Origin of the sequence: Streptococcus sp. KHUD_011, from assembly GCF_046352925.1 — a bacterium.
Lineage (GTDB): Bacteria > Bacillota > Bacilli > Lactobacillales > Streptococcaceae > Streptococcus.
Genome location: NZ_CP157578.1, coordinates 597,230 through 619,708, shown reverse-complemented (window position 1 = coordinate 619,708; position 22,479 = coordinate 597,230). Strand labels below are relative to the sequence as shown.

18 protein-coding genes are annotated in these 22,479 nt (G+C 40.5%); all 18 read right to left on the bottom strand.

The window, feature by feature from the left end; genetic code table 11:
- Positions 1 to 252 precede the first annotated feature (252 nt).
- Complete coding sequence (locus ABKJ27_RS02810) at positions 253 to 6,279, bottom strand: ZmpA/ZmpB/ZmpC family metallo-endopeptidase (protein WP_410011995.1); 6,027 nt, start codon at positions 6,277 to 6,279, stop codon at positions 253 to 255.
- A gap of 2 nt (positions 6,280 to 6,281) precedes the next feature.
- The gene (locus ABKJ27_RS02805; protein ID WP_180374885.1) at positions 6,282 to 6,845 is read right to left on the bottom strand and encodes a TIGR01440 family protein; all 564 of its coding nucleotides are present in this window, start codon (positions 6,843 to 6,845) and stop codon (positions 6,282 to 6,284) included.
- A gap of 114 nt (positions 6,846 to 6,959) precedes the next feature.
- Positions 6,960 to 8,651: a cache domain-containing sensor histidine kinase gene (locus ABKJ27_RS02800; RefSeq protein ID WP_410011994.1), complete on the bottom strand. Its 1,692-nt coding sequence runs from the start codon at positions 8,649 to 8,651 to the stop codon at positions 6,960 to 6,962.
- Positions 8,648 to 9,385, bottom strand: a complete 738-nt coding sequence (locus ABKJ27_RS02795) for a response regulator transcription factor (protein WP_410011993.1) — start codon at positions 9,383 to 9,385, stop codon at positions 8,648 to 8,650. Before ABKJ27_RS02795 ends, ABKJ27_RS02800 begins: the two co-directional genes overlap by 4 nt.
- Before the next feature lie 70 nt (positions 9,386 to 9,455).
- A complete protein-coding gene (gene msrB, locus ABKJ27_RS02790; protein WP_410011992.1) occupies positions 9,456 to 10,568 on the bottom strand; it encodes a peptide-methionine (R)-S-oxide reductase MsrB in 1,113 nt (370 codons plus the stop codon).
- Between the two features lie 9 nt (positions 10,569 to 10,577).
- Positions 10,578 to 11,141: a redoxin family protein gene (locus ABKJ27_RS02785; RefSeq protein WP_000759264.1), complete on the bottom strand. Its 564-nt coding sequence runs from the start codon at positions 11,139 to 11,141 to the stop codon at positions 10,578 to 10,580.
- A 13-nt stretch (positions 11,142 to 11,154) separates the two neighbouring features.
- On the bottom strand, positions 11,155 to 11,865 hold the full coding sequence (gene ccdA2 / locus ABKJ27_RS02780) for a thiol-disulfide oxidoreductase-associated membrane protein CcdA2 (protein ID WP_410011991.1): 711 nt from the start codon (positions 11,863 to 11,865) through the stop codon (positions 11,155 to 11,157).
- A 166-nt stretch (positions 11,866 to 12,031) separates the two neighbouring features.
- Positions 12,032 to 12,580, bottom strand: a complete 549-nt coding sequence (locus tag ABKJ27_RS02775) for a GNAT family N-acetyltransferase (protein ID WP_261043379.1) — start codon at positions 12,578 to 12,580, stop codon at positions 12,032 to 12,034.
- A gap of 447 nt (positions 12,581 to 13,027) precedes the next feature.
- Positions 13,028 to 13,852 (bottom strand): ammonia-dependent NAD(+) synthetase, encoded by an 825-nt coding sequence (gene nadE / locus ABKJ27_RS02770; protein ID WP_045607301.1) that lies wholly within the window; start codon positions 13,850 to 13,852, stop codon positions 13,028 to 13,030.
- Positions 13,849 to 15,309, bottom strand: coding sequence for a nicotinate phosphoribosyltransferase (locus ABKJ27_RS02765; protein ID WP_045607303.1), 1,461 nt, complete (start codon positions 15,307 to 15,309; stop codon positions 13,849 to 13,851). Before ABKJ27_RS02765 ends, nadE begins: the two co-directional genes overlap by 4 nt.
- 260 nt (positions 15,310 to 15,569) lie before the next feature.
- On the bottom strand, positions 15,570 to 15,710 hold the full coding sequence (locus ABKJ27_RS02760; RefSeq protein ID WP_000676227.1) for a hypothetical protein: 141 nt from the start codon (positions 15,708 to 15,710) through the stop codon (positions 15,570 to 15,572).
- A gap of 45 nt (positions 15,711 to 15,755) precedes the next feature.
- The gene (locus ABKJ27_RS02755; protein ID WP_410011990.1) at positions 15,756 to 16,166 is read right to left on the bottom strand and encodes a GNAT family N-acetyltransferase; all 411 of its coding nucleotides are present in this window, start codon (positions 16,164 to 16,166) and stop codon (positions 15,756 to 15,758) included.
- 100 nt (positions 16,167 to 16,266) lie between these two features.
- Positions 16,267 to 17,631 carry an amino acid permease gene (locus ABKJ27_RS02750; RefSeq protein ID WP_410011989.1) on the bottom strand — a complete coding sequence of 455 codons (1,365 nt, stop codon included), beginning with the start codon at positions 17,629 to 17,631 and terminating at the stop codon, positions 16,267 to 16,269.
- Between the two features lie 233 nt (positions 17,632 to 17,864).
- Positions 17,865 to 18,347 (bottom strand): transcription elongation factor GreA, encoded by a 483-nt coding sequence (gene greA / locus ABKJ27_RS02745; RefSeq protein WP_000818748.1) that lies wholly within the window; start codon positions 18,345 to 18,347, stop codon positions 17,865 to 17,867.
- 60 nt (positions 18,348 to 18,407) lie between these two features.
- Positions 18,408 to 20,102, bottom strand: coding sequence for an endolytic transglycosylase MltG (gene mltG / locus ABKJ27_RS02740; RefSeq protein ID WP_410011988.1), 1,695 nt, complete (start codon positions 20,100 to 20,102; stop codon positions 18,408 to 18,410).
- 79 nt (positions 20,103 to 20,181) lie between these two features.
- On the bottom strand, positions 20,182 to 20,676 hold the full coding sequence (locus tag ABKJ27_RS02735) for a GNAT family N-acetyltransferase (protein WP_247949355.1): 495 nt from the start codon (positions 20,674 to 20,676) through the stop codon (positions 20,182 to 20,184).
- Positions 20,673 to 21,134, bottom strand: a complete 462-nt coding sequence (locus ABKJ27_RS02730) for a GNAT family N-acetyltransferase (protein ID WP_247949356.1) — start codon at positions 21,132 to 21,134, stop codon at positions 20,673 to 20,675. The genes ABKJ27_RS02735 and ABKJ27_RS02730 overlap by 4 nt, the downstream gene beginning before the upstream one ends.
- 9 nt (positions 21,135 to 21,143) lie before the next feature.
- The gene (murC, locus tag ABKJ27_RS02725; protein ID WP_049502115.1) at positions 21,144 to 22,478 is read right to left on the bottom strand and encodes a UDP-N-acetylmuramate--L-alanine ligase; all 1,335 of its coding nucleotides are present in this window, start codon (positions 22,476 to 22,478) and stop codon (positions 21,144 to 21,146) included.
- Position 22,479: the final 1 nt, after the last annotated feature.

Below are 22,479 nucleotides of genomic sequence, written 5' to 3'. Positions count from 1 at the left end.
TATATTTCATTTTATAATTTTTAAGCTATTTTTGCAAGTTGTTTGAACTAGAACAAAATCCATAAAACAAAGCCCTGCCTGACATTTCATTTACTTTTTTAAAATCTATTTTTCCAGTATTTTAGTTATAAATATATTCAATAATTATACTGGTACGTGAACATTTAAGAACTGCAAGAACATCAAAAAAGATAGATCCAGTCAAAACTGATCTACCTTTTTATCATTTTCTGGCTATTAAATTACTCTTGATTATGCTTTAGTGAATAAATCACCAGCAAATCCATCTGATTTCTGCAAGAGTTGTTTGTAAACTTTTTCTTTGAGTGCAACTGTTTGGTTTGAATTACCCGCTTTAAGGTCATTTTCAACAGCTTTGTTGAACAATTCTTGGAGTCCTGCATAAGTTGAAATTTTCTGTCCGTCGATTTCAATTTCGACAAATCCTTTTTCTCCTTTAGCTTTGACTTCCTTGAACCATTCTTTCTTCCACTCTTCTAGTGTGTGGAATTTACCACCAGACACTTTCTCAATGATAAAGTCATCACCAAGACCCGGTCTACCAGCTGCTTTAGATTCTTGTTTATACTTGTTTGAAGCATATCCGACAAATCCATTGACATATCCGAAGTAACCCCACATACGGAATGTATTATGTTTGAACGAGATAGAACCTACAGCACTTTGACTTGTATTACCACCGTAAATTCCAGCCATCATACTTACAGTTTGATATGCCGTATCAAAACCTTCAGCACGATAATGTTTATTACCAGGCATATTATGCTTAGTCACGTAATTACCATCTACAAGGTCATCAATGCTTGTCAATTTCTTCTTGTTCTCCGCGTCATTTAGGTCACGAAGTAAATCCCATTGGTGTGGTTGTCCAACTAAACTATTTCTATCAGCTTTCTCACGCCATTTTTTGTCCATCTTCTTGAACCACTTGTTGTTGTCACCATCATTCTTCGCGATAACGGCATCCGCTTCTAAATGGTCTAGCATCATGAGCGCTTCATTATAGTTTTTCATGTAATGGTCGATAGCTTCTCTACTATCTAATTTATTTGGATCATAGTTGTACCATTGTTTACCATCGTTTTCACGTTTATAAGCCATGTTAAGACCTAGTGCACCGTAGTCACCATTCGAACTTGATACAGCTGGAGATTGTAACATTCCTTGAGCAAAGGCTTCAACGTCTGTACCTTCACGATGCCCCCAACCACCTAAGTAAGCCATACGGTCATTGATATGCGTTGTTTCATGAGTAAAGGCTGATGTACCAAAATCACTAATCATACTTGACCAAATATAGTACACGGCTTCTGAGTTTTGAGGTCTATCAAAGATATATGCGTATGCACCCATGCCATTATCACCGTGCCACTTACCAGTTGGACCATAGAACTCACGAATTGGAGCATAATCACCATTCTTCGTGTGACCCATTCTATCAACCCATCCACCTGGCGCACCATGGTTATCCCAGATAGCCGATGGAACCATGTTTTCAGATTTCAACAACTGATTACGTACATTATCAGCCGCCAAGCGAGACCAGAAGTCTAAATAGTTGATTTGTTCCTGTGCACGTAAGTCGATTTCTTTCTTGAATGCTTCACGTTCAGCTTCTGTATTCTTACCATATTTCTCAAACGCACTAAATGCTAGTGTATTATATGTTGAAATCAAGAACATATGAGCTTTCTTCGTATTAAGAAGTGGTAGGATATAACGTCCATGCTCACCGTTATTAAGGTTTTCATACAAATGATATTTTTTATTAGCAAACGCAGGGTTTGAGGATTGCTTCTCAACAATATAGTTAGTGTGTGATACAGCCTTCTTATACCAAACATTCATATCAGTATCTTCTGTAAACAACTTCATATTATATGTTAAAAAGTCATTTAAGTTACCTTTACCTGTTGCTCCCGCAATCACATCACGATAAGCATCTTGAGTTCGGTCACCTTTTAAGTTTTTCTCACTAGAACCAATTTGAATCAATCTATCGATAACACTAACATTCTTACCATAGAAATCAGGTTTGAACATCATAAGGTCTTTAATACTCATATCATTGTATTTAAATCCATAATAACGATTTAAATAAGTAAGAGCCATCATTATTTTAGCTTTGTTATCTTCTACTTTTTTAAGAAGAGCTTTCATGGCTGCTTCGTCACCGTTTAATTGATGGTCTTCGTTTTCGACTAAAGCTTTGACTAATTTATCTAAATTAGCTTTCGTTTCTTCAAAGCTTTCTTCAAGGAACAAGTTACGAATGTAGTTGTTCTTATGATTTTCACTATTCTCAGCTGGTTTATTACGTTTATCCATTAAGTCACGAACTTCTTGTGAAATTAATTGAACACTATCTAATTTCATTTTAATCTCACTGATTAGTTGAGTACGATCTTTAACTACCATATTTGGTGTGTAAACTACATCACCTAAATCTGTAATACCGTATTCTTTTACTTGTTCTACGTTTGACGTAGCTTTAGCTGATACAGCTTTTTCTTCTTTCGTACCATCAGCGTAATGAATCATAATATGATCAACATCAGATAAGTCCGTTACAAATTGTCCATCTTTCATACCTATTACAGATAATACTTCAGTCGTTAATAATTTAGAACCTGCAGGAATTTTATTTCCTTGATTGATAATCCATTCTTTATTGTAGAATGGTTGAAGTTTTTCAATATTACGGTAAGCAAGTTCACGATCTGCATTATAATCTTGAATCTCTTTATACGTATCAGATTTCGGTTTAACTTGGTTTAGTTTATCTTCCACAAGTGGAGCAATTTCGAATTTATCAGCTGTAATTCCGAATGATTCTATTTTTTTGTTAGCTTCTTCTAAGCTGATTTCTTGGATTCGTTTACTACGAGAATATTTGAATGAACGTTTCCCTTCACTCACACCTGTAACAACATAGTTTCTATCAATCCAATTATTTGTAAAGTATCCATCATCATCAACAAGATCTTTGGAACCATAGAATTCCTCACCATTTTCAACTTTCATCATTGTAACAGTATCAAGAACTCGACCCCATGGATAGTTTTTACTAATGAAACCACCAACTTCAACAGGCGTTTTTACCTTAATAGTTCCTTTAACGACAGATTGGCTAGTAAATGCATATTTGTTAACCCCATTTCCATCGTAACCATTATCTGTTCTAGCAACAAGACCACCAATACGAGCTTTATTTGCTACAATATCAGCATCAACATAGGCTTTTTTAATATTCCCTTTCCAAACTTCTCCAGAAATACCACCCATATCCCAGCCTTTATCGCCAACACCAGTAACTTTACCAACAAAGGCAACATTTTGTAATAAACCACCAACGTCCACTTTGTTTACAATACCGGCAATACCATCTTTACCAAGGATGCTACCAGTTACCTTAACATTTTCAACTGTGGCATTTTTAGCTACTCTTGATAGTGCTGAAATATTTTCAACCCAAGGCATATTAATATTAACATTACCTAAATTAATGTTATTAATTGTACCACCTTCGACATTATCAAATAACTGACGAGCCATATTGTGAATTGTATAATGTTTTCCATCGACACTTGTTAAAGTTCCGCTAAATTTACCAGGTACATATTGTTTGTTTGGAGTTGGTACGTTAGCAGCATTAAGGTCTGCACCAAGTTTAAAAGTACCACTTGGGTTAGCTTTCATAGCTGTTACCAAGTCATTAAAACTATAATATACATCACCTTCGTGTGCTTTTTGTTTTTCAAAGTAATGAACATACTCTTCACTGAAAGTATCATCTGCTCTACGTTGAACTAAGTCTGGAGCTTTCGCTACAACTTTGTACAATGTTTTGCCATCAACAACAACTTCTTCAACAGAACTTACTGCAAGTCTTGTTATCTTATTATCATGCGTTGTTACACGTAAATATAATGGAGCAACATCTGTTGGCTTTTCAGTTAATAAGCTCTTATCTGTTTCGTTTCCTTCAGCATCTACACTCATCAAACTTGTTTCTTTGATGTTCTTGATTTCAACTTTTTTGAGGTCTAACTGAATTTGTTTATCTTCTAATTTCTCAGTTTCTTCGCCTTCTCCACGATCATAAACCATCGTAGTAGATAGAGTGTATCCTTGATAATATTTCAATTTATCTAAAGTAGCGTTTAAATTATTTTCAGCTACCGTTACTTCTTTTACAAGTTGTCCATCTTTATCTTTCAACGCTAATTTGATTGATTTGATTTCTACTCCAGCTGGTTTATTTAATGTATAACTAGCTGTAGCGCTCTTCTTCAAGACATCTTTTTCAGTATTCGCCCATTGTAAGGTTGGTTTTTCTAAACCTTTTGTACCTTTTTTAATAATTTTATCTTGAGGTTGTAAGATAACTTTTTCTTCTACTGTTGGAGCATCGCTTGTTTTTTCTCCGCGAATTGTTTTATACGTTTCAGTAATTTGTTTCTTACCGTCTACACCTTCTTGAGCAACTTTAGTTGTTCCACGTTTTAAAGTATCATCCTCTTCTGTTTTTGTTTCAAAAGGAATGGCTTCTTCTCTTGTTTCAACTTTTGTTCCTTCAATTGGTTTTGTTCCTTTTTTAACTACTTTAGAAACGGCAGGAGTTTTCACTTCTGTAGTTGTAGAAACAACTTTATCTGTCTCTACACCTTCCACTGTTTCATAAGTTGTTTTCGTAACTTGAATTCCTTTAGAACCTGTACGTTCAACTACTTCTTCATCCACATATTTTGTGTCATCAGGAACTACTTCTGTTGTGAAATCTAATTCACTTTCAGTAGATTTCTCAACTGTACCAGTTGTTACTTTATATTCTGGATTTGCTGGTTGCTCTGTAGCTTGTCCTTCTTTTCCTGTTTCTTGTGTTCCCTTAGTTGAAACTGGTTCTGTATATTCAGGAAGTTCTGGCTGTACTAAAGCTTGACCTGCCTTGCCTTCCTCTTGTGTGCCTTTTACTTCTACTGGAGCTTCTGGCATTTCGGGTTGCGTTAAGGCTTGGCCTGCCTTACCTTCTTCTTGCGTACCTTTTGCTTCTACTGGAGCTTCTGGTAATTCTGGCTGCGTCAGAGCTTGACCTGCTTTATCTTCTTCTTGGGTGCCTTTGACTTCAATTGGGGCTTCTGGTAATTCTGCTTGCGTTAAGGCTTGACCCTCTTTGCCTGCCTCTTGAGTACCTTTAGCTACTTGGTGAGTTGGTTCTGCTTGCGGTACTGGAGTTGGTGCAGGTTGCACTTCTTTCTTAGTTCCGACTGCAATGACTTGCGACACAGGATTTTGAACCACTTGGTCTTCGATGACTTCTTTAACTTCTTGACCATTGACCACCGAAACTTTGGTTACAATTCGACGCTGACCCTTTACTCCGACTGTGACGATACGAGTCTGTCCTTCTGCTAAATTCGCATCTGGGCTTGTCACCGTTTCAAAAGGAATCTCCACCAAGCTCTCTTCTTGTCTTGTCTGAAGCTTCTCAGAAACTGTTTTTTCTTCAACCGCAGGAGCAACTGGAGTCTCTACTACAGGATTCTCAACGATAGTTTCTGGAGTAACAGCATGTCTTTCTTGAACGACTTCTGTTTTCTCGATTTCTTTTGAACTTTGATTTTCTACTGGCAACTGAGACTTTTCAGCTGAAGCTGGTCTTGATGGATGGAGTTCCGCTTCCTTGAAGTAACCAATGTATTCATAGCCATCAATGTGGATAATCCCTTCAGCCAAGCCTTCATGTGTAGAAGCTGAAATAGTTTGGTTATAAGAAAGCAATTCTTTATTTTCAAACGCAAACGTACCATAAGGTACAAAGGTGCTGGCTCCTAAAGAACCAATCAAGAGAACACCTAGAACCTCTTTGCGACCTTTTTTGGACACCAAAAAGACTGCTAGAGAAGCCGTTGCCAAGCCAAGGCCTGCTAGAGCTAGCTCCTTACTTCCTGTGTATGGAAGTTGTTGACTGTTAGTTGCTTTCTTGCGATAAACCACATATAGAATATCATCATCTTGAAATTCTGTAGGAACTTCATGGTGAATCAGAGCTTTTTCAGACTCAGTCAATTCCTGCTCTGCCAAATAACGGTAATGAACGCTATGAGCACCACCAACTTCATTGGCTTGTACCTTATCTACTGAAAGGGTACTAGCACCAAAAAGGAAGGCCCCGATGGCTACAGGACCTACCCCAACAGTGAGCTTACGAATCGAATATTTAGTGATTTTTTCTAGTTGTTGTTTTGTTTTTCTCATTCTCACGACTTTCTAATAGAATCTTGCGGATAATGCGCACGCGCACCTCCAATTAATTTTGGACGGCTAGCAAGAGCCGTTACATGGGCATGCCCAATTTCTCTCAAAAGAGGGCGAATCGGAACCTGAACATGCTTAACATGCATACCAATTGCAGTATCTCCGATATCCAATCCAGCATGAGCCTTGATAAATTCAACCTCAACTGGATCTTGCATAAACTTGAAGGCTGCCAACTGACCTGAACCTCCTGCATGGAGAGTGGGAAGGACACTGACGATTTCCAGACCAAACCGCTCTGCCACCTGACGTTCAACAACGAGGGCCCGATTGACATGTTCACAACCTTGAACAGCTAGATGAATTCCTTTTTCCTCTAGGATATCTAAGATGGTCTTCACGATGATTTCCCCAATTTCTTGGCTGGATTCCTTGCCAATCTGACCACCTATTACTTCACTAGAAGAAAGGCCCAAAACAAAGATAGATCCTTGCTTCAAATTGGCCTTTTCTAATACATCGTTTACAATCTGGCTAGTTTCTCTTTGAATGTCTTTTTCCTTCATACTTGATACCTCTTTTGTCATTATCTATCATATCGTTTTTTCTACTTTTTAGCAAGATAGACAACCTAGAAAGCTTACTCAATTACGCATAAAACTCCCAGAATTGACTGGGAGTTAACTAGTTTCTATTCTATTTATGTATATTTCAACCTTCGTTCCTTTTAAAGGGGCAGAAACGATTTTCATCTGGTAATCTTCTCCAAAATGAAGTTTGAGCCGTTGGTCAACATTTTGAAGACCAACTCCACCACGTTTGAGTTGACTTTGACTACTATCAGAAGCATCTTGGAAGCCAACTCCATCATCCTCAATACGAATGACCAATCCTGAATCCTGTTTCTGGACAGAAACTCTAATATGTCCCTGACCTTCTTTTTCCTTAATGCCATGGTAAAGAGCATTTTCTACAAGGGGTTGCAACACCAACTTGGGCAAGACTAGATTATCAAAGGCAGGATTTTCATTAATTTCGTATTCTAGCTTATCCCCATAACGTTGTTTCTGGATAAAGAGATACTGACGGACGTGGTTGATTTCGTCAGACAGGCAAATCAGGTCCTTGCCTTGATTGAGCGCCAAGCGGAAATAGGTTGCCAAGGACTTGGTCACCTGAACCACTCGCTGACTGTCCTGAAATTCAGCCATCCAGATGATCGTGTCCAAGGTGTTATAGAGGAAATGCGGATTAATCTGGCTTGATAGGGCTTGAAGTTGGTACTGACGGGTCGTTTCTTCCTGCCTACGAATATCTATCATCAACTGATCAATCTGATCCAACATGGCATTGAACTGGCGAGTCACCTCTCTCAGTTCATAAGCACCTGCTTCCTTGGCACGAAGATTTTGAGCACCAGAAGCAATTTCCAGCATGGTTTCTCTCAAATCCTTCAAAGGGGCAATCCAGCGTTTAAGACTGAACCACACCAAGCAGAGACAGGCAAGAAGTGATGTGACACTAGCCCCAAGCAAGGTCCACAAGAGTTGACTCCGAACCTGGTCTAACTTTTCCAGTGATGACACGCCAAGCACCGTCCAATCAGTTCCTACAATCTTTTCCTGACTGACGTAGGATTGGTGGTCCAGTGTATAGCCCTGCCCTGTCTCGATATAGGGTTTCATAGCCTCCATTTCGCTAGACGAACTATAGACTGTGTGTTGAGGATGGTAAACAAATTCATGGTTTTCATTGATGATAAAGGCAAAGCCCTGCTGACCCAACTGGAGTTGATTGAGATAGGCTTCCAGAGTTTCATAGGAAATATCCAAGCGAAGAACGCCCAGATCAGCTCCCTTTGCATCAAGAAGTTCCTGAGTGACAGAAATAACCCATTGACTATCTGATTTATGAGCTGGAGTCAAAACTGGCTTAGCTCCCTGATGAATGGCCTTTTGGTACCAATCCTCAGTCATCATATCTGAAGATGTTTTCATCTGCACAGTGTCATCTGTAGAAATGAGCTGGCCAGACTTGGTTACCAGCACAACAGCTTTCAAGTCCTGATCTGCCTTCAAGATGGTCAAAAATAGATCTCGAATTCCCTTTACCTTGTCTTGACTGGGATTCTCAGCATAGGCTAGAACATCCGTCTGCTGGGTCAAACTGGTCGAGGTGGTTTCTAATTTTTTGATATAAGACTGAATAAAGTGGCTAGTCTGACTGATAGTTGTTTGGCTATCGCCTTCAATGGTAGCCTCAATGGCTGAAGAACTAGATCGATAGTAGAAAGTCCCAACCACAGCTAGGAGAATGAGAAAGACCAGAAAGATGGAAATAACCATTCTAACTAGAAGAGACGAACGTTTCATCGACCTTCCCCCTTCTTAAACTGACGAGGCGTCACACCCGCAACCTGTTTAAAGCGTTGAGTAAAGTAATTCATATCTTCAAAGCCAACCTTCTCTGCGATCTCGTAAATCTTCAGATCTGTAGTCAAAAGCAAGAGCTTGGCTTGTTTAACACGTTCTCTTACCAAATAATCCTGAAAAGGCAGGCCCAACTCTTTCTTAATCAAAGAACTCAGATAAGTCGGGCTAAATCCCAAGTCACTAGCTAAAGACTTTAAGCTAAATTGGCTATCAGCTAGATGAGAATGGATTTTCTGGGCCATATTTCCCTCAAACTTATCGGTCAATAAATCTTGTAACTGCTCTTCTTTCTCTTCCTTATCCAACTTTTGCTTGATTTTCCCCAACATTTCCTCAATATCCTGACGAGAAAAGGGTTTGAGCAGGTAGTCGTCCACACCGAGTTTGACAGCAGACAAGGCATAATCAAAATCATCGTAGCCTGTCAAAAAAACTAGATGAACCTGAGGATAGGTTTCTCGGACCAGACTGGCTAACTGGATACCATTTAGCTGGGGCATGTTGATATCAGTTAAAATGATATCTGGTACCTGCTTTTGTATCAATTTCCAAGCCTGCCTTCCATTTTCAGCCTGACCGATGATTTCCATATCGTAGGCTGCTACATTGACCAGCTTGGTCAAGCCTTGTCTCACCAGATATTCATCTTCTACGATTAAGATTGTGTAGGTCATGCTCTGCTCCTTTATCACTTACTAGTATCAGTATAGCAAAATTCTCCTCTAACTGCTTAAGAAAGGTAACTTAGTCGACATAATCTAGTAAATAAGCATAGCCTTTTTCTTCCATTTGGTCTTTAGGAATAAAGCGGATAGAAAGACTATTGATACAGTAGCGTAAGCCACCCTTGTCCTGTGGACCGTCCGTAAAGACATGGCCAAGGTGAGAATCTCCCACTCGACTTCTTACTTCCATACGCGTCATATTGTAGGACTTATCTTCCTTGTAGGTGGCAACATCCGGACTGATTGGTTGCGTAAAACTAGGCCAACCACAACCAGACTCAAACTTGTCCTTTGATGAAAAGAGAGGTTCGCCAGTTGCCACATCCACATAGATACCAGATTCGAATTTATCCCAGTAGCGGTTTGAAAAAGCTCGTTCTGTTTGATTTTTCTGGGTAACTGCATACTCCTCAGTTGACAAGGTCTTTTTCAATTCTTCATCGCTTGGTTTAGGATATTTGCTGGCATCGATGACGGGATAGGCTGCCTGATTAACATTGATATGGCAGTAGCCATTTGGATTTTTCTTGAGATAGTCTTGGTGGTAATCCTCAGCCACTACAAAATTCTGCAAGGCCTCCTTTTCAACTGCTAGAGGTTGATCGTATTTCTTAGCAACTTCATCAAAAACTTGGTTAATCACCTCTAAATCCTTGTCATCTGTGTAATAAACACCCGTACGGTACTGGGTCCCCACATCATTTCCTTGTTTATTTTTGCTGGTTGGATTGATAATGCGGAAGTAATGAAGCAGGATTTCCTTGAGGGAAATTTGATTGGCATCATAAGTAACATGGACTGTCTCTGCATGACCTGTTTGGTTAATCAATTCGTACTTTGTTGTTTCCCCTCTACCATTTGCATAGCCTGATACGGCATCTGTCACACCGGGAACGCGTGAGAAATATTCCTCAACTCCCCAGAAACATCCCCCAGCTAGATAAATTTCGTGTAAGTCTGCATCTTTACTAACTTCTGTTTTTTTCACTGTTTTTCCTCCTTGGCTAACTGCCGCTTTCTCAATTTGAGAGCTATCTGTCTGCCCTGCATTTCGCATCAATAGAAAATAGAAACCGCTTATGGCTAGGAAAAAAATCCCTGCCAAGACAAACAATTTTACTTTATCATTCATGACCTTTCTCTACCCCATTTCTTTCAATGTCTTTAAAATCATATCCTTATCCATAAAGCCTGGTTGCGTTTTGACCAGCTTGCCTTCCTTGTCTATAAAGGCTTGAGTTGGGTAAGAACGGACACCATAACTTTCCAAGAGTTTACCTGACGGGTCAATTAGAACTGGAAAATTTTTATAATCCAAGCCCTTGTACCAATTCTTAAAGTCTGCTTCAGCTTGTTCCCCCTTGTGTCCAGGAGACACCACTGTCAAGACCACATAGTCATCACCAGCATCCTTAGCAATTTCATCTGTATCTGGAAGACTGGCTAGACAGATGGAACACCAAGACGCCCAGAATTTGAGATAGACTTTCTTGCCCTTGTAATCAGATAAACGGTAAGTCTTGCCATCAACTCCCGTCAGTTCAAAATCAGCAACCGCCTGACCTTTAGTCGCAGTTTGCGAACTAACTTGTTCTGTTTTTGTTTGCTCCTTCATAGTAGATTCGTCTGACATATTTTTAGCCGAACAGGCTGCCAAGCAACAGATTGAGCCTACTCCAAGGAGACATGTTTGCCATTTTTTCATTTCTTCTTCCTCTCTATTCAAATAATGTAGTCAAAATGGAAGCATTTCCCAAAAGCACCAAGATTCCCATCACGATAATGAGGAAACCTCCTACTTTTTTGAGGGTTCCAAGGTAGGGATGAAGTTTTCGGAAATGTTTCAAAACATAGCTGGAGGCAAGAGCTAGAACCAAAAATGGTAGTGCTAGACCCAGCGTATAGATTAACATGAGACCAGCTCCCTGCCAAGCACCTGAGCCACCTGAAGCCGCTAAAGCCAAAACAGAGCCCAGAACCGGCCCCACACAAGGCGTCCAGGCAAAACTAAAGGTTAACCCCAATAAAAATGCCTGACTATAGCCATTCCCCTTTTGCCCCTGTCTCTTTAATTGTAGCCTTCTTTCCTTATAGAGTCCCTGAAAATGTAAGACTTCCATCTGGTGCAAGCCCAAGAGAATGATAACCGCACCCGTCACATACTGAAACCAAGAGGTATACAAAAGGTCTCCTAAAAAACCAGCACCATATCCCAGTAAGATAAAGATAAAAGAAATACCCGCTATAAAGGCCTGAGTTCGCAATAAACTGACAACTGAGATTGAAAATTTGCCACTAGAAGCCTGAGCACCATCTTTGTCATCCAACAAGACCCCTGCATAGACCGGTAACAAGGGTAAGATACAAGGAGAAAAGAAGGAAAGAATTCCAGCAAGAAACACACTGATAAAAAAGATTATATTATCCATTGCCTTCCTCCATTCTTTGATTTGATAGGATTATTATAGCCCCAAAATTCCAGAAAAAACAGGGACAATGATAGGGAAAAATAGGAATTTAATCAGGTTATGTAAAAAATGTTGCAAAAAAAGCCAGACAAAGTCTGACTTCGATGAAAACAGAAAAGAAAATTCACTAGTCTTCCCTACTTATCTGATAATAAATAAGGTCCGCAAGATAGCCTTTTCTCTCTACACCATTGGTAATAGTCTTGAGATAGGACATTCCAGCCTTCTCCATGACACGACCTGAAGCTGGATTGAGACTGGCATAACGTGCCTTGACTTTTTGAAAGTCTACTTGAGTAAAACAGAAGTCCAAAACAGCTTTCAAGGCCTCTGTCATCATACCATGACCCCAGTATTTCTTGCCTAGCACATAGCCAATTTCACAAGAAGAATCGTTCTCATCTATTGCAACGATGCTGATATCTCCTATAACTTTCTCCGGATTTTCTTTGAGGCAAATGGCCCATTTGTAATAGTTGGGATTAGTATAGGAAGCAACCCAGTTACGAATCGAATTTCGAGTCTCCTCGACATCAGAATGAGGATCCCAGGTGACATAGGTCAGATTCTCAGCGGACGAAGCCCAATTCTGAAACATGGCTTCTGCATCACTTTCCACAAATCTTCGCAAGATTAAACGATCTGTCTGTAATATTTGCGTACCGATTGCTTTCATTATGTCGCCTCACTTTCTGATGGATGATTCTCTGTCCAATCTTCATTGAAACTTGTTTTGCTGTTGAATTTCAAGGTAATAAGCTAAAAAGGTCCCCCGGATCTTCCTCGTTTACTTGTTTCCATGCTCGGGGTAAAAGGACTAAACTCAGCAACAGCTAAAAAACAAGTTTTTCATCTAGTTCCTTGACGCAGTCGCTGTCTGGTTTGAAATTCGCTCTAGCAAGCTTTTTCAAACCTAGTCATCGTTGCGGGGGTGAGACGACGAAATCGAACTCTGTGAGTTACCGTACCTACTCTCACTTTCTTATTTCAAGGTGAGAGACTGAAAACCTCCACTGGAGGTTCCTCATTTTCTTATTTCTAAACTCGGGGTAAAAAGGTCCCCCGGACCTTCTCTCACTTTCTTATTTCAAGGTGAGAGGCTGAAAACCTCCACTGGAGGTTTTCACTCCCAAAAGTCATCAAATACAGTGATGGGTAGGTGGCGTTTGTGTTGGCCTTTATGCCACCAGTTTTCGATTCTTGCTTGAGCTTCTGAGCTGATTGTTTTGCCTTCTAGGTAGTCGTCAATCTCTTCATAAGTAACTCCAAGGGCTACTTCGTCAGCTAGGCCTGGTTTGTCTTCTTCTAGGTCTGCCGTTGGGATTTTTTCATAAAGGGCTGGGTCTGCACCAAGTTCCTTCAAGAGTTGTTTTCCTTGGCGTTTATTAAGACGGTAAAGAGGGAGAATATCCGCACCACCGTCACCAAACTTGGTAAAGAAACCTGTGATATTTTCCGCGGCGTGGTCTGTTCCAATGACCGCTCCGCTATGGGAACCAGCAAGGGCATACTGAGCAATCATACGGCAACGTGCTTTGATATTTCCCTTGTTGAAGTCTGAAACAGGACTACCTGTCGCTTCAACTGCAGCTGTCATAGCATCTGCAGGCTCCTTGATATTCACCACTAAACTGATATCTGGCTGAATGAAGGCTAGGGCTTTTTGAGCATCTGCTTCATCAGCTTGCACTCCATAAGGCAGGCGGACAGCGATAAATTTGTAGCTGTCATCTCCCGTTTCTGCTCGCAGTTCTTCCATGGCCAGTTGAGCCAATCGTCCTGCTAAGGTTGAGTCTTGTCCCCCAGAAATCCCTAGTACAAAGGTTTTTAGGAAGGGATGTTTTTTCAGATATCTCTTTAAGAAATCAATAGAACGACGGATTTCTTCCTGGGCATCAATCACTGGTTTGACACCCAGTTCTTGGATAATCGTTTCTTGCAAACTCATTCTTCTTCTCCTTCGCCGAGGGCTTCCTTGCGCATCTTATCAATCAAGTCCATCTTATCTTGCCATACATCACGCGCCAAATCCACTGGATAGTGTTGCGGATTGAGCACGCGCTTGTACTCATCCCAAAGCTTGTCAAATTCCTTACGAGCATAGTCCTGAATCTCAGTCAAGCTAGGCAGCTTGTATATCAATTCCCCGTTTTTAAAGATATCCACCAAGAGAGGAACAGCGTCAAAATTACGAACCGTCTTCTTGATGTAGGTATAAGTCGGATGGAACATCTTGATTTCTGTCATGCTGGCAACATCTACGCCATCATAAGTGATATAGTCTCCTTCTGACTTGCCTTTTTCACGACTGGTAATGCGCCACACCTGCTTCTTACCTGGTGTAGACACTTTTTCAGCATTATTTGACAGCTTGATCGTATTGCGCATGTTCCCATTTTCATCTTCGATCGCAACAATCTTATAAACTGCCCCAAGAGCTGGCTGGTCATAGGCTGTAATCAGCTTAGTTCCCACGCCCCAGACATCAATCTTGGCCTTTTGCATCTTGAGGTTGAGGATGGTATTTTCGTCCAAATCATTTGAAGCATAAATCTTAGCCTCTGTAAATCCAGCATCGTCCAATTGCTGACGAACTTTCTTGGAAATGTAGGCAATATCCCCAGAGTCAATCCGCACACCCATAAAGTTAATCTGGTCACCCAGCTCACGCGCCACCTGAATGGCAGCTGGTACACCGATGCGAAGGGTGTCATAGGTATCTACAAGAAAGACACAGTTTTTGTGGGTCGCAGCGTAAGCCTTGAAGGCCTCATAGTCGTTACCATAAACCTGTACCAAGGCATGGGCATGGGTCCCCAAAACAGGAATATTAAAGAGTTTACCAGCACGCACGTTGCTAGTTCCATTGGCACCACCAATGACCGCTGCGCGTGTTCCCCAGATGGCCGCATCCATTTCTTGAGCCCGACGTGTCCCAAACTCCATTAAAGGTTCATCTTCAATGACTGAACGAATACGAGCTGCCTTAGTCGCCACCAAGGTCTGGTAGTTGACAATATTCAAAAGAGCCGTTTCGACCAACTGACATTGGGCTAGAGGGCCTTCCACCTGCACAATCGGTTCATTAGCAAAAACCAAGTCCCCTTCTTGGGCAGAACGAACGGTCAACTCCAACTTGAAATTGCGGAGATAGTCCAAGAATTCCCCATGATAGCCTAGCGATTCCAAATAGGCAATATCACTATCTGAAAAACGCAAGTTTTCAAGATAGTTCACAATTCTTTCCAAACCTGCAAAAACCGCATAGCCATTCTTAAAAGGCTGTTGGCGGAAATAAACCTCAAAGACCGCCTTTTTATTGTGAATCCCTTGGTCAAAGTAAACCTGCATCATGTTAATCTGGTACAAGTCCGTGTGCAATGTCAAACTATCATCTGGATACATATTTTTCCTACTTCCTTAACTAGAAACCAATGAAAAATTTCAAGAACTTTCATGTGTTCCAATAAATTAGTACTATTATATCACATTTTAGCTGTATTGAGAAAAGAGTAACAAGCTATTCACTACTCTCCAGTTCATCCATATCTTGTTCAAATTTTTTCTGAGCCCATTTACCATAGCTCAATGCAACATATAAATGTCATTTTGTAAAATTTTATTAACAAAAAACTCTCTACCAAAAAAAGATAGAGAGTTTCTGCTTATTCAATTTGTTTCAAAACATCTACAGCATCGTAGGATTTCACATCTAATGTCTCAGCTACGATTGTACTGTCCTCCATATCGTCTAGAAAGACACAATTTGTAGGATTTAACTGGTATTTATCGAGAATCCCCTTCATACCTATGTCAAGAACCCCTCTTTGCCTTATACTTTCATATTCACCTTACAAATCTTTTTGGTAATAATATCTTTGCCCAATGTAGGGATAGTCTTGTAAGGTAAAGACTTCCTTGTAGCCATGCCTTTTATAAAAATCTGGAGCTTGAAACTGGTAAGTATTGACAAAAGCAAAACGACAGTTTCGATTCTTAGCTTCAGTTTCTGCTTGCTGCAATAGTTTTGAACCGATTCCTTGCCCTCTCAGTTCCTCTTTTACAAACAAATACTCGATTTCCAACCAATTTCCGAAAGTCTCAGCTACCAGACCTGCCAGGAGATATCCCTTTTCATCTTCGACATAAAGATTCAGTGGCTCACTTTCAGCCTCTTCTCTTTTTGAACGATTATAAGCACGAATCAGATTCCCTATTTCTTGTGATTTATGGGATTCCTTATTTTCCAATCTAAAGTACATCTAAACCTCCTCAAATACTGTTACAGCTTGATTATAGTCTTATTTCAATAGACTGTCAAACTAGCAAAAACTCACCAACCTGAGTTGATGAGTCTTTAATCTATTTTCTAAATTTCCACTGGCTATAAATCCCAAAACCGATAATCCAGATAGCTGATCCGATTGCTCCTACAAATGTAGACTCTTGTAAAAAGAGAGTTACAAAGACAAAGGCAAAGAAGAGCATGGTTAAAGGATTTAAGAAACGATAGTGGGGCATGAGATAGCCATCCGCCATAAAGTCTGGTGACTTGCGGTATTTAAGGTGGGCCACCATAATCAAGATATAAATGGCGATATAGACACCTGATGACGATGCCGTAATCAAGGCAAAGGCATCCGAAACTCCTGGCAAGACATTGATAAAGGCTGCTAGGGCAATCAAAATCGCTGAAGCTATGATAGCATTTTGTGGTACGTTATGGCGAGAAAGGGTATCCGCCTTGATTGCTTTTAGGAATGGATTTGGCGAATCATGAGCAATCTGGTACAAATGACGTCCTGTTGAATAAAGGGTTGAGTTAAGGGCAGATGCTGCTGATGTCAAAACGACGAAGTTAATCAAGGCTGCCGCCCACTTGATACCTGCTAACTCAAATACTGTAACAAAGGGAGAATCAGCAGAGGCAAGCTCACGCCAAGGAATAATGGACATAATGGCTAAGAGAGCTCCACCATAGAAAAAGACGATTCGCAAAGGAATTTCCTTAACGGCTTTTGGCAAGACCTGACGTGGATTTTTGGTTTCAGAAGTTGTTACCCCGATAAACTCAATCATGAGATAAGCAAAGAAAACCATCTGGAAGGCCATGACAAAGTTCACTCCACCATTAGGGAAGAGGGAGAAATTGTCGGTGATATTGGCCAAACTTGCTACTCCATGAGGTGTCTTAAAGCCAGTCAAGACCATAAAGACTCCTGTTGCAATCATAGCTAAAATAGCCACAATCTTGACCATCGCAAACCAAAACTCAACTTCCCCAAAGAGCTTCACTGCAATCAGATTGACCAAGGCTAGAATGGTCAAAAATCCAATCTCAATCATCCAACTTGGCCAGCTTGGGAACCAAAACTGCACATAATGTGCGATAGCAGTGATTTCCGCCATACCGATAAAAACAACGGATAGCCAGTAAGACCAGACTGAAAAATACCCCCAGCCCTTACCCAAATGGCGCGTGATAAAGTTGATAAAGGTATGTTGCTCAGGGTCTTGGTAGAGCATTTCTCCAACCGCACGCATCATGAGGAACATGAAAGCCCCAGTAATCATATAAATCAGTACAATGGAAGGACCTGTTAGGCTAATAGAACGACCTGCTCCCAAAAAGAGTCCTGTTCCGATTGTCCCAGCAATGGCCATAACCTGCACGTGACGATTAGTTAAACCACGCTCCATCTTATTTTTTTTCTTCTTTGAACTCATAACGTCTCCAATTCAATTTAATTTATACTCAATGAAAATCAAAGAGCAAACTAGGAAGCTAGCCGCAGGTTGCTCAAAACACTGTTTTGAGGTTGTAGATAGAACTGACGAAGTCAGTAACACATATATACGGCAAGGCTACGCTGACGTGGTTTGAATTTGATTTTCGAAGAGTAGCAAAATGGAAAAAGGAGTGAGTGAAGCGCATCGCCTCCCCACTCCTTTTTTCTGTTTTAGGCTGTTTTTTCAACCTTCAAGATTTTTACATCATAGCTACCAACAGGTGTTTCAATGGTTGCTGTATCACCTGTTTTCTTACCAATCAAGGCTTGTCCAATTGGGCTTTCATTTGAAACCTTACCTGCAAAGGCATCTGCACCCGCTGAACCTACGATAATATAAACTTCTTCTTCGTCCTCACCAATTTCTTGGATAGTGACTGTTTTACCAATCGCTACTTCATCATCGGCAACTGAGTCGCTATTGACGATTTCAGCATAACGGATTTTTGTTTCCAAGCTAGAGATTTGTCCTTCAACAAAGGCTTGTTCATCCTTAGCTGCTTCGTATTCACTGTTTTCAGAAAGGTCACCGTATGAACGGGCAATCTTAATGCGTTCTACCACTTCTGGTCGGCGGACCAATTTCAATTCTTCTAATTCTTTTTCAAGTTTTTCCTTTTCCGCAAGGGTCATAGGATATGTTTTTTCTGCCATTTTTCTCAACTTTCTTTCGATAGTATTGAATCTCTATCTGAGATTCTCATTTGTGTAGTCTTAGTTTGAACTACTATTTTGAGTAAGCTTGCTATTGACGTGCTCAGCTACATTACGATCATGTTCTTCTTGAGTAACTGCATAATAGACTTTACCATCTGTAACATTGGCTACAAAGTATAGGTTCTCACTCTTTGTTTGGTTGATACTTGCTTCAATCGCGTCCTGACTTGGACTATCTACTGGACCAGGCATCAAACCAGGTTTGGTATAAACATTGTATGGTGAATTAATCGATGTGTCAATTCCAGCATCGTCTGCTAGGCTAATATTTTGGCCAAGTTTCCCTTGAGCATACAAGATTGCAATATTGCTTTGAAGTGGCATACCAAGATTCAAACGGTTGTAGAAAACACCTGCAATCAACTTACGGTCTTCAGTCTTAGCACCTTCTTTTTCAACAAGTGAAGCAATTGTTAGCAATTCATTGACTGTCAAGTTTTTAGACTTAATTGCACTATAGTGCGGCGTCAAGGTCTTATCCATAGCTGCCAGCATCTCATCAATCAAACTTTCAATAGTTGTGCTTTCCTTGATGGAGTAAGTCGCTGGGAAGAGGAAACCTTCTAAACGATAACGAACGCCACTTTCTTTCGTTGGCAAACTTTCAAGTAGGTTTGGATATTTAGCAACTTCTTGACTGATAAAGTTGTCATCTTGAACTTTAGCCAAGAAAGCATCCGCGGTCAAAGGCTCTTTAAATTCACCTTGTAATTGTCCTACAACTTGGGCGATTTGATCAATCGTATATCCTTCTGGAATCGTTAAATCTGCAAGTGAAGGTTCTTGAGGTTCAGGAGTACCACCTTTTTGTAGTTCCTTAATGATATCCTCTGTACTCATGCTCTTTTGCAAATTGTAATATCCAGCCTTCAAATCTGAATAATTCTTATATTTAGCATAAAAAGCAAAAATCACTCCGTGTTTAATCACACCAGCATTTTCAAGTGCTGATCCAATCTCTTGGACATTTGATCCTTCCGGGATTTGAACGGTTACATACTGCTTAGAATTAGCATCAACTGGTAATAAAGATGACTGAACATACTGATAACCAAAGTAACCACCTGCTGAAATCAAGGCAAGGAAAATCAATAGAGAAATGAAGAAAGCTTTCAAATGTGATTTTTTCTTCTTAACAGGTTTAACTGTCTCACGACGACTACGACGTGGAGTTTCAGAAATCACGTCAACAGCTTCAGCTTCAACGACCGGTTCAGGTCTTGGCGCTTCTGCTTGTGTCTCTTTTGGTTCTTCGGTTCTATAAGAAACAGCTACTCTTGTTGGAGTTGTGTTCAAATCTCTTTCGGCCTTTTGTGGACGATTGACATCTGGTCCTGGAACCGGTTTTGATGGACTTGCTTCAGCTGGTGAAGCTGGAACATCTTGACTAGGGTGACTAGGAACGATTGGAGCTTCCTCTCTTAGTTCCTCCGCCGGTGATGCAGGCACATCTTCACTAGGATGCTGTGGAACACGTGGTGCATTCTCCATAATTTTTTCAACAGCTGATAGGGATGCATTCATCACCTCTTCATCAGCAATTTTTGTGTCAGGGACAGACAAAGCTGATTTTTTTTCATCAAGCTCAGCGGCCTCTTGGCGAATCCCTTCATAACGTTTTACTTTTTCTAAATCACGCAAAATCTGCTCTTTAAAGCTTAATTTTTCGTCTTCTCTTGGCTTTTCACTCAAAAGTTTATCCTCCTCGTTGACAATCCATAATATTATATCTTAAAAACGAAAGAAAAGCAACTTAGCATGCTTTTCTAGCTTATTTTTTAGCTTCCCAGACCATATCATACCAAGTTTCCCCTGCAAAGGTTGACTGAGACTGGCCTTCATTGACAAATCCATGCTTTTCGTAGTAGGTGATGAGATAGTCATGACAGGTTAGGTTAATGCCTTCTCTTTTGTGTTCAAGAGCCAACTCTTTCAAGGCTGTTAGTAATTTCTGACCAAGTCCAAGGCCCTGTGCCTCCTCGGCAATAGAAAGACAGGTCACAGAGATATAACCACCAGGCTCATGACTATAATCTTCTATCGCTTCTGTAAAAGACTGATCTTGCAGATAGCGGTGTGGTCCAACTGGCCCTTCTATATACCCCATGATTCTGCCTTCTTTTTCTGCAACCAGAAACGAGGTCTGAATTTCTCGCAAATGCGCCTCAAAAACAGAGCGAGGAATGGCTTCTTCAATCGAGAAATTTTCTAGTTCAATCTCAACGATACGATCCAAATCTTCTAATCTTGCTTGTCTGATTTTCATTGTGCCTCCAGATAAAAGGGATTAAACCAAATCATACTAAAACCCTGGCTAGTTGCATAAAGCGAAGTTTCTTCATCAATAAAACCGTTCATTTCAAAATAGGATAGCAACTCATCAGGACTCTTCAAACGAATAGCTTTGTAATCCAGCTTAACTGCCACATCTTTCAAAGCCGCAAGAAGAAGCGTGCCCAAGCCCTGTCTCTGATGGCCAGACTCAATGACTAAAGAATGCATTTCTAGACATTGCGGATTATGTGGCTGAGGACCACCGAGAACATAGCCTAGAAGCTGATTTTCATCCCTAGCTAGAAGAAAGGTATCCGCATACTTACGGATACTTTCTTCTAAAATATGGGAAGGTTGCTGCTTTTCAGCTGGAAAAGATGAAGCCTTAAGTTCCTCTATCACAGCCAAATCAGACTTACTTGCCTGAATGATCTTAATTGGAATTTCCATGGGAAAATCCTATTGAACATTGCTTGTCAAGTTAGACAAGAGTCGCTCAAATGAGTATTCATAGGTTTGGATATCTCCTGCTCCCATAAAGACGTAAACAGCATTGTCATGGTCTAAGAGTGGAGAAACATTTTCAACAGTGATCACTTGGTGTTTCTTGTTGATTTTATTAGCTAGGTCTTCTACCTTAACATCACCATGGTCTACTTCACGAGCAGATCCATAAATTTGCGCTAGGTAAACTGCATCCGCCTGGTTCAAAGCGTGGGCAAAGTCGTCCAACAGGGCAATAGTTCTAGTAAAGGTATGCGGTTGGAAGATTGCTACGATCTCTTTACTTGGATATTTTTGACGAGCCGCATCCAAAGTAGCAATGATTTCTGTTGGATGGTGGGCAAAGTCATCGATAATCACCGTGTCATTGACAATTTTCTCAGTGAAACGACGCTTAACACCGGCAAATGTTTTCAAGTGTTCACGAACTAAGTTCAAATCAAATCCAGCTGTATAAAGAAGACCAATAACGGCTGTCGCATTCATGATATTGTGACGACCAAAGGTTGGAATATGGAATTGCCCCAAGTCTTGTCCACGGAAATGAACTGTGAAGGTTGAACCAGTTGTTGAACGAAGAAGATCACTAGCAACAAAGTCATTACCTTCTGCTTCAAAACCATAATAATAAATCGGAGCATCAGACGTAATCTTACGCAATTCAGCATCTTCACCGTAGATAAACAAACCTTTGGTAATTTGTTTAGCATAGTCGTTAAAGGCATTGAAAACATCCTCTAGACTTGTGAAATAGTCTGGATGGTCAAAGTCAATGTTGGTGATAATAGAGTATTCTGGGTGATAAGGCATAAAGTGACGCTCATATTCGTCAGATTCAAAGACAAAATATTTGGCATTGGCTGAACCACGACCGGTCCCGTCTCCAATCAAGAAGCTAGTATCTGTAATATGAGACAAGACATGAGACAACATACCCGTTGTTGAAGTTTTTCCGTGCGCTCCAGCAACTCCCATGCTAACAAAGTCGCGCATAAAGCTACCTAGGAACTCATGGTAACGTTTGTAGCTAATGCCATTTTGGTCCGCATAGGCAATTTCGACGTTGTTATCTGGACGAAAGGCATTTCCAGCGATAATTTCCATATCACCGTCTAGATTCTTTTCATCAAAAGGAAGAATGGTAATTCCTGCCTGCTCAAGACCACGTTGAGTAAAGTAGTACTTTTCAACATCTGAACCCTGTACCTTATGCCCCATTTGGTGCAACATCAAGGCCAAGGCACTCATACCTGATCCCTTAATTCCGATAAAATGATATGTCTTTGACATG

Excerpts from the sequence above, each read along its gene's own strand:
- ABKJ27_RS02810 (WP_410011995.1), bottom strand. The coding sequence starts at position 6,279 with ATGAGAAAAACAAAACAACAACTAGAAAAAATCACTAAATATTCGATT.
- ABKJ27_RS02805 (WP_180374885.1), bottom strand. The coding sequence starts at position 6,845 with ATGAAGGAAAAAGACATTCAAAGAGAAACTAGCCAGATTGTAAACGAT.
- ABKJ27_RS02800 (WP_410011994.1), bottom strand. The coding sequence starts at position 8,651 with ATGAAACGTTCGTCTCTTCTAGTTAGAATGGTTATTTCCATCTTTCTG.
- ABKJ27_RS02795 (WP_410011993.1), bottom strand. The coding sequence starts at position 9,385 with ATGACCTACACAATCTTAATCGTAGAAGATGAATATCTGGTGAGACAA.
- msrB (WP_410011992.1), bottom strand. The coding sequence starts at position 10,568 with ATGAATGATAAAGTAAAATTGTTTGTCTTGGCAGGGATTTTTTTCCTA.
- ABKJ27_RS02785 (WP_000759264.1), bottom strand. The coding sequence starts at position 11,141 with ATGAAAAAATGGCAAACATGTCTCCTTGGAGTAGGCTCAATCTGTTGC.
- ccdA2 (WP_410011991.1), bottom strand. The coding sequence starts at position 11,865 with ATGGATAATATAATCTTTTTTATCAGTGTGTTTCTTGCTGGAATTCTT.
- ABKJ27_RS02775 (WP_261043379.1), bottom strand. The coding sequence starts at position 12,580 with ATGAAAGCAATCGGTACGCAAATATTACAGACAGATCGTTTAATCTTG.
- nadE (WP_045607301.1), bottom strand. The coding sequence starts at position 13,852 with ATGAGTTTGCAAGAAACGATTATCCAAGAACTGGGTGTCAAACCAGTG.
- ABKJ27_RS02765 (WP_045607303.1), bottom strand. The coding sequence starts at position 15,309 with ATGTATCCAGATGATAGTTTGACATTGCACACGGACTTGTACCAGATT.
- ABKJ27_RS02760 (WP_000676227.1), bottom strand. The coding sequence starts at position 15,710 with ATGAAGGGGATTCTCGATAAATACCAGTTAAATCCTACAAATTGTGTC.
- ABKJ27_RS02755 (WP_410011990.1), bottom strand. The coding sequence starts at position 16,166 with ATGTACTTTAGATTGGAAAATAAGGAATCCCATAAATCACAAGAAATA.
- ABKJ27_RS02750 (WP_410011989.1), bottom strand. The coding sequence starts at position 17,631 with ATGAGTTCAAAGAAGAAAAAAAATAAGATGGAGCGTGGTTTAACTAAT.
- greA (WP_000818748.1), bottom strand. The coding sequence starts at position 18,347 with ATGGCAGAAAAAACATATCCTATGACCCTTGCGGAAAAGGAAAAACTT.
- ABKJ27_RS02735 (WP_247949355.1), bottom strand. The coding sequence starts at position 20,676 with ATGAAAATCAGACAAGCAAGATTAGAAGATTTGGATCGTATCGTTGAG.
- ABKJ27_RS02730 (WP_247949356.1), bottom strand. The coding sequence starts at position 21,134 with ATGGAAATTCCAATTAAGATCATTCAGGCAAGTAAGTCTGATTTGGCT.
- murC (WP_049502115.1), bottom strand. The coding sequence starts at position 22,478 with ATGTCAAAGACATATCATTTTATCGGAATTAAGGGATCAGGTATGAGT.